The sequence below is a fragment of the Flavobacterium succinicans LMG 10402 genome (genome assembly GCF_000611675.1).
GTDB lineage: Bacteria > Bacteroidota > Bacteroidia > Flavobacteriales > Flavobacteriaceae > Flavobacterium > Flavobacterium succinicans.
Window position 1 is genome coordinate 128,925 of record NZ_JATV01000007.1, and the last position, 12,089, is coordinate 141,013.

10 protein-coding genes are annotated in these 12,089 nt (G+C 34.6%); 3 read left to right on the forward strand and 7 right to left on the reverse strand.

Features of this window, described 5'->3' with window-relative positions:
- Positions 1-162 precede the first annotated feature (162 nt).
- Together AO58_RS0108720 and AO58_RS0108725 are read right to left on the reverse strand one after the other, a co-directional pair.
- The gene (locus AO58_RS0108720) at positions 163-453 is read right to left on the reverse strand and encodes a cell division protein ZapA (protein WP_024981347.1); all 291 of its coding nucleotides are present in this window, start codon (positions 451-453) and stop codon (positions 163-165) included.
- 3 nt (positions 454-456) lie between these two features.
- Complete coding sequence (locus AO58_RS0108725; protein ID WP_024981348.1) at positions 457-747, reverse strand: coiled-coil domain-containing protein; 291 nt, start codon at positions 745-747, stop codon at positions 457-459.
- Between the two features lie 174 nt (positions 748-921).
- Between AO58_RS0108725 and AO58_RS0108730 the strand changes: the two genes are divergently transcribed.
- The 3 genes from AO58_RS0108730 (at position 922) to AO58_RS0108740 (ending at position 5,873) form a co-directional block, all read left to right on the forward strand.
- Complete coding sequence (locus AO58_RS0108730) at positions 922-2,610, forward strand: M23 family metallopeptidase (RefSeq protein ID WP_024981349.1); 1,689 nt, start codon at positions 922-924, stop codon at positions 2,608-2,610.
- 93 nt (positions 2,611-2,703) lie between these two features.
- The gene (locus AO58_RS0108735) at positions 2,704-5,094 is read left to right on the forward strand and encodes a TonB-dependent receptor (RefSeq protein WP_081764657.1); all 2,391 of its coding nucleotides are present in this window, start codon (positions 2,704-2,706) and stop codon (positions 5,092-5,094) included.
- A gap of 56 nt (positions 5,095-5,150) precedes the next feature.
- Positions 5,151-5,873: a hypothetical protein gene (locus tag AO58_RS0108740; RefSeq protein WP_024981351.1), complete on the forward strand. Its 723-nt coding sequence runs from the start codon at positions 5,151-5,153 to the stop codon at positions 5,871-5,873.
- Between the two features lie 206 nt (positions 5,874-6,079).
- On the opposite strand, the gene AO58_RS0108745 is transcribed toward AO58_RS0108740, so the two are convergent.
- The 5 genes from AO58_RS0108745 to AO58_RS0108765 are packed head-to-tail and all read right to left on the reverse strand — an operon-like array spanning position 6,080 to position 11,945.
- Positions 6,080-6,781 (reverse strand): DUF2971 domain-containing protein, encoded by a 702-nt coding sequence (locus tag AO58_RS0108745; RefSeq protein WP_024981352.1) that lies wholly within the window; start codon positions 6,779-6,781, stop codon positions 6,080-6,082.
- Positions 6,782-6,832: 51 nt separating this feature from the next.
- A complete protein-coding gene (locus AO58_RS0108750; protein WP_024981353.1) occupies positions 6,833-8,662 on the reverse strand; it encodes an ABC transporter ATP-binding protein in 1,830 nt (609 codons plus the stop codon).
- Complete coding sequence (locus AO58_RS0108755; RefSeq protein ID WP_024981354.1) at positions 8,662-10,389, reverse strand: phospho-sugar mutase; 1,728 nt, start codon at positions 10,387-10,389, stop codon at positions 8,662-8,664. The genes AO58_RS0108750 and AO58_RS0108755 overlap by 1 nt, the downstream gene beginning before the upstream one ends.
- A 56-nt stretch (positions 10,390-10,445) precedes the next feature.
- Entirely contained in the window at positions 10,446-11,402 is a 957-nt protein-coding gene (locus tag AO58_RS0108760) for a glycosyltransferase family 2 protein (RefSeq protein ID WP_024981355.1), read from the reverse strand.
- A 9-nt stretch (positions 11,403-11,411) separates the two neighbouring features.
- Complete coding sequence (locus AO58_RS0108765) at positions 11,412-11,945, reverse strand: DUF4199 domain-containing protein (RefSeq protein ID WP_024981356.1); 534 nt, start codon at positions 11,943-11,945, stop codon at positions 11,412-11,414.
- Positions 11,946-12,089 lie beyond the last annotated feature (144 nt).

Below are 12,089 nucleotides of genomic sequence, written 5' to 3' on the forward strand. Positions count from 1 at the left end.
TGTATAAACTCGAAAAGACAAGTTTTGAGCTAACTCGTTGTTCAAGCTTCCAAACTGAATTGGCTTGCTATAGTAACGATGATTTGCTCATTCTAAATTGTTAGTGTTGAGTTTACCAAATAAGAACTAATGTAGGCAGTATCTTAATCTTTTGTATGAACGTTAATCGAGATAGTGATCCAGTAATGTATTGATTTTTTGTAAACGATCGATAGTTTCGCTACCATTCATTGCGTTATCAATACTTTTTTGTTCCACTTGTGAGGCAAATTGTAGGGCACACATGGCCAGTACATCTTGTTTGTCTCTAACAGCATAATTTTCTTCAAACTGCTTAATCATGATATCTATTTTTTTGGATGCACTTCGCAATCCTTCTTCTTGATTCGCATCAACCGTTAGCGGGTAAATTCGATCTGCAATCGATATCTTTATTTTAAGCTTTTCTTCCATTTTTTAGTCTGATAGCTGGGCTATACAGTAATCAATTTCGCGAATTAATGAATTTATTTTAAGCTTTGTATCTCTTTTGTTGTCTTCACTGCCTAGCAATGTGTTGGCTAATTTGAGTGCCTCATATTGTTTTTTCAACACTTCAATTTCTTGAGACTGCTGCGATATGATTTGGCTTGCATGGTTTAATTTTGCTCCTAATTCATGATTGTTTTTCTCTAGAAATTGTATTTTAGAAAAAAGTTTTGCAATCTTATTTTCAAGAGTATCAATTATTTCTGCAATTACACTCATTTTTGGGCCAATTCATTTCTTAATCTTACAAAGTTAGTATTCCTTTTTATTATTACAATATTTTATTTGTTTTTTTGTGCTAAATTATTTAAATAATTGATAAATAGATACTTGTAAAAATAAAATCTTTTTTTGCTTTTTAACAGTTTTGGTTACCTTAGCAAAAAGATTAAAATGAAGGTATTCTATTTTTTGTTGTTTTTCGGTCATGTTTTGATGGCTCAGTCTCAGTACCCTAAAGATTATTTTAGAGCACCATTGGATATTCCGATGCAGTTGTCGGGTAATTTTGGTGAATTACGTCCCAATCATTTTCATGCGGGCTTGGATTATAAAACACAACAACGCGAAGGATTAGCAGTTTATGCCGCTGCTGACGGTTATATTTCTAGAATCAAAATCTCTACATTCGGGAATGGAAAGACTATTTATATCACGCATCCCAATGGTTATACAACAGTTTATGCACATTTACAAAAGGCCGTTGGGCCTATTCAAGAATTGATAAAAAGTAGACAATATGAAGAGAAATCCTTTGAAGTCGAAATTTTCTTAAAACCGAATGAGCTTGTGGTAACCAAAGGACAGCAAATTGCTCTTTCTGGAAATACTGGAGCTTCTGAGGGACCACATCTTCATTTTGAAATTAGAGATTCTAAAACAGAATTCATCATCAATCCTTTGTTTTTTGGTTTTGATGCTTTTTTGAAAGATACTAAAAGACCACTGGTTTCAGCGGTTTATGTTTTTCCATTGGATAACCAAACTAGCGTAAATCAGTCTTTGCGTCCCATTCCCATTAATGTGACATTGCAAAAAGACGGATCTTACCTTGCTGATCGAGTTTTGGCGAATGGAAAAATAGGTTTTGGAATAATTGCTACCGATACGGATGATGTTTCCTTTAACAAAAACGGGGTATTTGATGTGCAATCTTTTTACAACGGGACGCCAACTTATGCGTTTCAATTTGATACGTATTCGTTCGATGAAATGCGTTACATCAACGTTTTGATTGATTATTCAAGATATAAAAAATCACAACAACGTATTCAGCGCTTGTTTCGAACCCAACCATTTGATTTAAGCATCATCAAAACCGATCAGAATAATGGTGCGATAGCTGTTGTGCCCAATTTGTCAGGTACTTATCATATTGAAATAGCTGATTTTTTTAAGAACAAAACGGTAATTACGGTTCCAATTGCCTATGATACAAAGCCAGTCCTAGTTCCAAAAGAAGCTATTCGATCTAATTATTTTATTAAAGCCAAAAAAGAAGCGATTTTTGAAAAAGAGAACTGGACGGTCACTTTTCCAGCCCAAACGTTTTATAATGATTTTGATATTAATTTTTCTGTAGCCAATAAAGTACTAACGCTTCATGATGATACAGTGCCTGTTCATAGCAATTTTTCGATTCAAGCCGTTGATTCCATTCATACCAATGAGGAATTGGAAAAAATCTTTATTGGAAGAATCGAAGGAGGACGTGTAGTTTACAATTCAACGTACCGTAAAGAGAATGTGTTGACGACCAAAGTTAAAACCTTAGGTAAATATGGGCTTTTTTTAGACAATGTTCCTCCCGTGATTACAATGATTAAACCTCTTGCTGGTAAAACAGTTAGTGAAAATGACGTTATTCAAGTCAAAATTAATGATACTCTTTCGGGAATTAAATCGTACAATGCCTTTGTAAATGATCAATGGATTTTGATGGAATACGATAATAAAACGAAACTATTAACGCATGCGGTAAATGAAGGGAAGTTGGTAGACGGTTCTAATCATCTTAAAGTGATAGTGGTAGATCAAATGGGTAATTCCTCTATCTTTGAAACACGTTTTTACAAACGTTAATTTTTAAATTTTCTTCTTTTGAAACGATATCAATACTTTTTTTGTTTAGCCTTTTTTTTCTTTTTAGCTCCATTTTATGCTCAAAAGGCCAAAATGCAAGGTTATATTTTTGACACAAAGAATAAGCCAATTGAGAATGTTAATGTTTCAGTGTCTGGTTTTACTACGAAGTCTAACGAAAAAGGGTTTTATTCGATCGACTTGTCTTCTAATGTTGATTTAAAAGTAATTTTTAGTCATGTTACGTTCAAAAAAGCAACGTTATTATTGAATGTCACTTCAAATGAAGTCGTCGATTTTAATTTGGTTTTGAACGAAAGAGAAGAACAAATGGGAGAGGTGATCGTGAGTGCCAATAATAAAAAAAGTGTTCAAGGCATATTGGCGATGGATCCCAAAACGTTAAAAAATATTCCAGGCGCTAATCCAGGGATCGAAAATGTATTAAAATCTTTGGCAGGAGTCAATTCTAATAATGAATTGAGTACGCAATACGCTGTTAGAGGTGGAAATTATGATGAGAATTTAGTATATGTAAACGAAGTGGAAGTGTATCGTCCTTTCCTGATTCGTTCGGGGCAACAAGAAGGATTGAGCTTTACGAATACCGATTTGATACAGAATATTGATTTTTCAGCAGGTGGTTTTCAGTCTAAATTTGGTGATAAATTATCGTCTGTGTTGGATATTACCTATCGCACACCTACACGATTTGGAGCTAGTGTCAACGCTAGTTTTTTAGGAGGAAGTGTTGCCATGGATGTTATTTCTAAAGACAAAAAATGGACCGCTATTACAGGCGTTCGTTACAGAAATAATAGTTTATTGGTCAATAGTCAAGAAACACAGACTAATTTTACGCCTTCATTTGTTGATGTTCAAACCGCTGTTAATTTCCAAGCTTCTTCAAAGTGGCAATGGAGTTTTTTAGGAAATATTTCTCAAAATAAATACAATTATGAGCCTCTAACACGCCAGACAAATTTTGGAACGATTGATAATCCTCAAGCCTTATTGGTTTTTTATGAAGGGCAGGAACGCGATCAGTATCAAACCTTTTTTGGGTCTTTGAAAACTACATTTAAGGCTTCTGATGTCTCAACCTACAAATTTATTGGTGCTGTTTTTCATACACTAGAGCAAGAACATTTTGATATTTTGGCAGAATATAGTTTGGCTGAAATAGATACCAATATTGGGTCCGAAAGCTTGGGTGATGTTTCTTTTTCAAGAGGTATTGGGTCGCAATTGAATCATGCACGCAATGATTTAGATGCTCTGATTGCTAATGTCGAAGTAAAAGGAATTCATAATTGGAACAATAATCTCATGGAATGGGGTGTCAAGTACACTCGAGAATCTATTCGAGACAGAATTAGCGAATGGGAAGTGATTGATTCGGCTGGATTTTCCATCAATCCGCCTAAATTTTTACCCAACAAAGATGAGCAGTATACTGTTTTCAATGGGCCGTTAGTGCCGTATCAAGAAGTAAGAGCGATTAATTTTAATACTGTTAATCGTTTTTCGGGCTATGCACAATGGAGTCGCAAAGACATTATTGGTCGAAGTCTTGTTTGGTATAATTTTGGGGTTAGAATGCATAGTTGGCAAGTACTGGGCGCTTCTGTTGCAGGAGATTCCCAGCTAACGGTCAGCCCAAGAGCGCAATTCAGTATAAAACCCAATGGTAATACGAATCTTTTGTTTCGTTTATCAGGTGGGCTCTATCATCAACCGCCCTCTTATCGCGAACTCAGAGGAGCTGATGGCGTGGTACGACCCAATGTTAAAGCCCAGCAGTCTGTACATGTTGTTTTGGGTAATGATTACAGCTTTTCTTTATGGGATCGACCATTTAAATTAGTGACCGAGTTGTACTATAAATCACTTACAGCTGTCAATACTTATACCATTGATAATGTCCGCATTCGGTATGCCGCTACTAATGATGCGGTAGCCTATGCGCAGGGAGTCGATATAAGATGGAATGGTGAGTTTGTTCCTGGTACCGAATCATGGATTAGTTTTGGGTATTTGAAAACCGAAGAAAATACCAATAGTAAAGGTTTTATTGCTCGTCCCACCGATCAACGATTAAAGTTTGCCATGCTATTTCAGGATTATATGCCCAATATTCCAAGTGTGAAATTGTATCTTAATTTGGTTTATAATACTGGTTTGCCAGGAGGTTCGCCTTCTTATGCTGATCCTTATTTGTATCAAAACAGATTACGAGATTATCGTCGTGCCGATGTTGGTTTTTCTAAAGTTTTAATCGATAAAACCTCTAATAAAATATATAGAAAATGGGCCAATAGCTTTCAAGAGTTGGCTCTAGGGCTAGAGGTTTTTAATATTTTTAATAATCAAAACGCCATTACCAATACTTGGGTTCGCGATGTGTATACCAAAACGCAGTATGGAATTCCAAATTATATGACAACTCGTGTGTTTAATATTACCTTGAATGCTCGATTTTAAAACTTATCAAGTACGAATTTAATAGAAATGATTACTTTTGAATAAATAATGTTAGCATGAAAAATAAAACAATCGTTGGTTTAGTCTCAAGTGTTCTTTTGATGGTAAGTTGCCAAAAAGAAGCCGAAAAACCCAAAGTGATCTATGATACCACCCCAAAAGTTGCCATGGAGCCCAGAAGAGATTCTTCCAAAGTAGCCATAGCTGATTTGCCAATTCAAATGGAAGGAACGGATTATTTGATCCATCCCGTAGGAGATTTGCGTATTTCTGATCGAGCCCAAAAATCCAAGTTTGGTTCATCAGCGGTCAACGATGTGAGTTTTACCATCAGCAATGTAGCACAAAATGAAATCACTGGTTTTTTACAAAATTTAAAATTCCAAAAAATAAATTCCGACTCCATTCGTTCCTTATCCATTGAGCCGATTGTTATTGAAACTGCTACATATTTGAAATCCGTTTCAGATCGCATTCAAAAACAAATCATGGTTTACACTATGGTCGATGCTGATACCAACAAAGACGGAAAACTCGATACCAACGATATCAATACCTTATATTTGAGTTTTATTAGTGGAAAGAAATTCACTAAAATGTCGGCCGATTTAGAAGAATTAATCGACTGGGAGTTGATAGAATCTATGAACAGGCTCTATTTTAGAACCATCGAAGACACCAATAAAAATGGCCAATTTGATCCCAAAGATGTAGTGCATTATAATTACATCGACTTGACCAAAAACAGTTGGGAAGTAGTCCGATATTCCCCTATTTAATTTCCGAACGTTTCGAGTTTCAACAAATTAAGGCATTTGACTTTTTTGGGCGTTACCACAAGGGTCGGGCTTTACGTTACAATCTTTTTGAGGCCGAAAAAGCCTCAAAAAGGATTTTCACTACAAACGAAGTTCACTGAACTCCTATGAAAATAGTATGAGTGAAGTAATCCCTAACGCAATATCGATTCGAATAACATTTTCGTTTAAATCAAAATATCACTTTCTAAATCCGATTTTTCAATGTTGATTTGGTAGCCTAATTTATCTACCAATTCAATCACTAAATTTTTATACCAATTCTCTGATTTTGGGTGGATGTAAATTTTTTCGATCAATTCATTTACAACTACATTGATTTTTAAGCCGTCATTTAATTTGATGTTGTTTTGACTAACATCACTGATAATGCGGACTTCGCGTTCGTACTGAAAACTTTTTCGTTTGTATAAAAAAGGAAAAAATAAATCGTCAAACGGAATGTATTCTTTTTTGTAGTCAATATAATTGACCTCTCCAATGTATTGATCAAAATGATGCTCTGGCTCCAATGCTTTTTGTAATCTGCCTATTGTGGATTGGATGGCTAAACCTTCACTGTTTTGCGTGAAAATTTGCCACATCGCAAACGATTCGTATTCATTGATGTGCCAGCTACTAATGGCTACTTTTTCGCGATGGGTTTTGTAGTAATTTAAAAAGTCAGGCTTGTCTTTGGATAATTTTCTGATTTCCTCAAAAGTTGGTTCGCTAAAGGTGCCTTCGTATTGGTCTTCAAATTTATCCGACCTAGACATGAATAATTTTTTAGATAATAATAAATCTAAAAATTTAGACAAGTCTAGGTATTTCCATACTATAGTTTCTGGATCTTCGGGTAATTTTATGTTGGGATTGTCAAGGTACATTTGTAAAATTTAAAGAGTAGTAAACTACTTTAAAGATACAAAATTTTCAGGCTATTCAAGGGATTGCATGGTTACTAATTTGTTATAAGTGCCATTCATAGCGATTAATTCTTCATGAGTTCCTTGCTCTACTATTTTTCCTTTTTTCATTACCACAATTACATCAGCTTTCTGAATAGTAGAAAGTCGGTGTGCAATAACAATCGAAGTTCTGTTTTGCATCATATTTTCGAGTGCCACCTGAACAAATTTTTCGCTTTCAGTGTCCAAAGCTGAGGTAGCTTCGTCCAAAATCATTATAGGAGGATTTTTCAAGACTGCTCTCGCGATAGATAAGCGTTGTTTTTGTCCACCTGAAAGTTTGTTTCCGCTGTCACCAATGTTAGTGTAAATTCCTTTTGGTAAGGTAACTACAAATTCATAAGCATTCGCCACTTTTAAAGCTTCTATGATTTCTTCATCGGTTGCGTCAGGTTTGCCAAGTGCTATGTTTTCTTTAATAGTATCGTTAAATAATATACTATCTTGAGTAACGAGTCCGATTAGGCTTCTTAACGAATGCAAATCAAAATCTTTGATGTTGTGATTGTCAATAGAAATTATGCCTTCGTTCACATCGTAAAAGCGTGTCAGTAAATTGGCAATCGTACTTTTTCCGCTACCCGATTGTCCTACCAAAGCCACCGTCTGTCCTTTTTTTACTTCTAAAGAGAAATTTTTAAGTACATTTTCGTTTTCATATCGGAAGTTGATATTTTGAAGGCTTATTTTATCATCAAAAGTGTTTTTTTGTATCGAATTTTCTTTAGAAGTTATTTCATTTTTTACTTCTAATACTTCAAAAACTCGTTCTGCGGCGGCTAAACCATTTTTTACAGAATATGATGCCTTAGAGATCGCTTTTGCAGGTGTAAGTATGTTGTAGGCTAATGTTAGATAAACTATAAAAGAAGCACCATCTAGCGTTTCATCAACCAAAACTAAATTTCCTCCGTACCAAAGTAAAACAGCAATAGTAGTAATGCCCATGAATTCACTTAAAGGTGAGGCTAGGTTGTTTTTGTTTCCTATGCTGTTGGATAAATTAAGTAATCTTGTTATCGAATCATTGAATTTCTTTTTAAAAGCTGGTTCGGCATTATAGCTTTTTACTACTTTCAAGCCCCCTAGACTTTCTTCAACAATTGAGATCAATAACCCACTTTCGTTTTGAGCTCTTAATGATTTTGATTTTAGGTTTTTTCCAATTTTGGATATAATTAGCCCAGAAAGCGGAATGAAAACCAAAACGAATAAGGTTAGTTTAGCACTAATAGCAAACATGGTTACTAATGCAAAAACTATCGTTAGTGGTTCTTTTACAACTAATTCTAAAATAGAAAAAAAAGAATTTTGTACCTCATTAACGTCTCCCAACATTCTGGCCATCACGTCGCCTTTTCTTTTTTCAGAATAATAGGATATGGGTAATTCAATTATTTTGTTGAACATTTTTTTTCTCAAATCCCTTAATACCCCATTTTTAAGGTGCATGATGTGATAAGAGGCTAGGTAATTAAAAATATTTTTTAATAAAAAGGTAGTAATTACTAAAGAGACCACTAATAATAAAGCAAATTGTTTGCCACTATCTTTGGTAATTTCTGAAATTTGATAATACAATAAATCTTTTCCAAAACTCATTATATTGCCTATTCCTTTATAAACAGGAGCTTTTTCTATTGCTTTATTTTTGCCAAACAATACTTCCAGCATTGGTAATAAAGTCAGCATTGAAATGGTACTAAATAGGGCATACAAAATATTATACGTCACGTTCCAAACAATGTTTGACTGGTATTTTTTTGTATAAGGTAGTAATTTTATTAAATTTTTATCCATTAGTTTAATTGCATTGCAGCAATAATATTTTTTATTTTTTGATCTAAAATGTGTTCTACTTCCACAAAATCTTCCACAGCTTCTAGTGTAGTATTTACACTGATATAGAATTTAATTTTAGGTTCTGTGCCACTTGGTCTTGCGCAAATTTTCGAACCATCTTCAGTATAATAAATTAGCACATTAGATTTTGGAATATCCATAGCCAGTTCTTCACCAGATAATAAATTTTTAGCAATTGAGGATTGGTAATCTTCCACCATGATTACACGTTGTCCGTCGATTTCTTTTACAGGATTTTCGCGCAAATCAATCATCATTTGATTAATGGCTTGCAAGCCGTCCATTCCTTTTTTGGTCAATGAAACCAAATGTTCTTTGTAAAAACCGTGATCCACATAAAGTTGAATCAATTCGTTGTAAACAGAGCTTCCTTTGGCTTTGGCTTGAGCAGCCAATTCACATACCAATAGGGTAGCAGCTACAGCATCTTTGTCTCTTACAGCATCGCCTACCATGAAACCAAAACTTTCTTCTCCACCACCAATGAATTGTAGTTCAGGGAAATCTTTGATCATTTTGGCAATCCATTTGAATCCTGTCAAGCCCACTTTGCATTCTACGTTATAAGCAGTGGCTAATTCCATCATCATTGGAGTGGAAACTATGGTAGAACCTACAAATTGTTTACCGTTGATTTTTTCGGCTTGTTTCCATTTTTCTAACAAAAAGGAGGTCATCAAAATCATGGTTTGATTTCCGTTTAGCAATACCATTTTTCCTTCGTTATTGCGAACAGCAACTCCCAAACGGTCACAGTCTGGATCTGTTCCTACCACAATGTCAGCGTTGGTTTTATCGGCCAATGCCAAAGCCATAGTAAGAGCTTCTGGTTCTTCTGGATTTGGAGATTTTACCGTTGGAAAATCTCCGTTAGGAATGGCTTGCTCTTCAACTATATTAACGTTAGTGTAGCCTGCTTTGCTTAATGTTTCTGGGATGATCGTTATGGATGTTCCATGCAAAGAAGTGAATACGATATTTAAGTTTTCTTTTGCGGCTGCGGGAGTGTTAAAACTAGAGTTTTCAATAGAGGATTGAATGAAGGCTTGGTCTAACTCAGTATCTATAAAATGAATCAAATCTTCGTTAGCCGAAAAATTAATTTCATCGTATTTTAAATTTTCAATCACATCGATGATGGCTCCATCCTGAGGAGGAACAATTTGTCCGCCATCTTGCCAATATACTTTGTATCCGTTGTATTCTGGGGGATTGTGAGAGGCAGTGAGTACGATTCCACAATGACAGTTCAGGTGTTTTAAGGCAAAAGACAATTCTGGTGTAGGACGTAAATCCGAAAAAAGGAACACTTCGATTCCGTTAGCAGAAAATACATCTGCTACAACTTTTGCTAGTGTTTTACTATTATGACGACAGTCAAAAGCAATGGCTGCTTTTATTTGCTCACCAGGAAAAACACTTTTCAAGTAATTAGACAATCCTTGCGTGCTTTTTCCTAAGGTGTATTTGTTAATTCGATTGTCACCTACGCCCATAACGCCGCGCATTCCTCCGGTTCCGAATTCTAGATTTTTATAAAAACTCTCTTCTAAATCTTTTGGAGCGGTAGTCATTAATTCTTTTACAGCATCTTGAGTAGCGGTGTCAAAGGTTGGGGTAAGCCAGATATTTAGTGCGTCTAGAATGTTTTGTGGGATATTCATTTTTTATTGATTTTATATGAAACAATAATTTGTGATTGCTTTTTTGTGTAACTCAATTATAAATTAATTTGATTTGCAATTTTGTATCGCGCTTCATTGTTTTTGGTTCTCAAAATAATTTCACCCAGAAAACCTGCTAAAAATAGTTGAGTTCCTAGAACCATTGTAGTTAAAGCAATGTAAAACCAAGGATTATTGGTGATCAAAGTATACTTCATGTCGTTATACAAATGATACAGTTTTGAAACACCAATATAAGCAGCTGCAAAAAAGCCGATAATGAACATTAAAGAGCCAATAGCGCCAAAAAGATGCATAGGTCTTTTGCCAAAACGCGATAAAAACCAAATGGTAATCAAATCTAAGAAGCCATTAATGAAACGGTCCATTCCAAATTTAGTTTCTCCGTATTTTCTAGCTTGATGTTGTACAACTTTTTCTCCAATTTTTCCAAATCCAGCATTTTTAGCCAAAACTGGAATATATCGGTGCATTTCGCCAGAAACCTCAATGTTTTTGACTACTACATTTTTATACGCTTTTAATCCGCAGTTGAAATCATTCAGTTGTACACCAGAAGTTTTTCTGGCCGCCCAGTTGAATAATTTAGAAGGAAGATTTTTAGCAACTATCGAATCATAACGTTTCTTTTTCCATCCTGATACCAAATCGTATTTTTGCTCGGTAATCATGTTGTATAATCCTGGAATTTCGTCAGGACTATCCTGTAAATCGGCATCCATAGTGATGATCACTTCGCCTTTGGCTTGAGCAAATCCAGCATGTAGTGCTTGCGATTTACCAAAGTTTTTCATAAAACGAATTCCTTTTACGTTGGAATTTGTTGCGGCAAAATTTTCAATAATAGTCCAAGAATTGTCGGTACTTCCGTCATCTAAAAAAAGGATTTCATAGGAGTAATTATTGGATTGCATCACTTTTAGGATCCAAGTGTACAATTCTTGTAAGGATTCCTCTTCGTTAAGAAGTGGTATTAGGATAGTTAAATTCATTTAATTGTTTTATTCTTGATGTGTTTTTCTTGTTTTGAAAAAGGCAGCCATAAGTAATCCGAAAATAGAGCTTAGGGCAATATTAGTAAAAAGACCTTTAAATTGCGAAGCAATACTGAATTGACTATTTTCTTTCATGCCTTTGATTGCCTCGTTTATTGCGGTGGCAGGTGTGTTAAATTTTTTCATCATATTTACCGTGAATTTGATGGTCATTTCTTCTAGCGTTTCTTTGGCCGCAGGATCTATGAAGTTCCAAAGTACGATGTTGAAAAGTGTCACGATCAAAAGACCGATAACGGTATAAATAAAATAGGTGGTAAAAGCATCTTTAAATGAAAAGTCAACTTGTAATTCTTTTTTGGTTTTGGTAAGTAAAATGATAGATAGAGTCAACGAAATGGTAATGTTGATAAGGAAAAGCCAAGAATTAAGAAATAAATTTAAATCTATTGCGTACATTATTGCAATAGTTAAACATGAGATAATCCCGCTGATAATGCCAAAAGTAATACCGTTTTTTTTAATAATTTCGTTGATCATAGTGGTTTGGTTTTTAATTAGTCCACAAATATAGCAATTCTGCTTTTATTGAGGCTAAAAAATGTTTCCTAGGAAAAGCTAAAAAAAACAAAGTAAAGGTTTGTAATTCTAAAAATAAGTGTAAATTTGCACACTCAAAAATAA

Coding starts and splice junctions, on each gene's coding strand:
- AO58_RS0108755 (WP_024981354.1), bottom strand. CDS start 10,389: ATGAATATCCCACAAAACATTCTAGACGCACTAAATATCTGGCTTACC.
- AO58_RS0108735 (WP_081764657.1), top strand. CDS start 2,704: ATGCAAGGTTATATTTTTGACACAAAGAATAAGCCAATTGAGAATGTT.
- AO58_RS0108730 (WP_024981349.1), top strand. CDS start 922: ATGAAGGTATTCTATTTTTTGTTGTTTTTCGGTCATGTTTTGATGGCT.
- AO58_RS0108725 (WP_024981348.1), bottom strand. CDS start 747: ATGAGTGTAATTGCAGAAATAATTGATACTCTTGAAAATAAGATTGCA.
- AO58_RS0108740 (WP_024981351.1), top strand. CDS start 5,151: ATGAAAAATAAAACAATCGTTGGTTTAGTCTCAAGTGTTCTTTTGATG.
- AO58_RS0108765 (WP_024981356.1), bottom strand. CDS start 11,945: ATGATCAACGAAATTATTAAAAAAAACGGTATTACTTTTGGCATTATC.
- AO58_RS0108750 (WP_024981353.1), bottom strand. CDS start 8,662: ATGGATAAAAATTTAATAAAATTACTACCTTATACAAAAAAATACCAG.
- AO58_RS0108720 (WP_024981347.1), bottom strand. CDS start 453: ATGGAAGAAAAGCTTAAAATAAAGATATCGATTGCAGATCGAATTTAC.
- AO58_RS0108745 (WP_024981352.1), bottom strand. CDS start 6,781: ATGTACCTTGACAATCCCAACATAAAATTACCCGAAGATCCAGAAACT.
- AO58_RS0108760 (WP_024981355.1), bottom strand. CDS start 11,402: ATGAATTTAACTATCCTAATACCACTTCTTAACGAAGAGGAATCCTTA.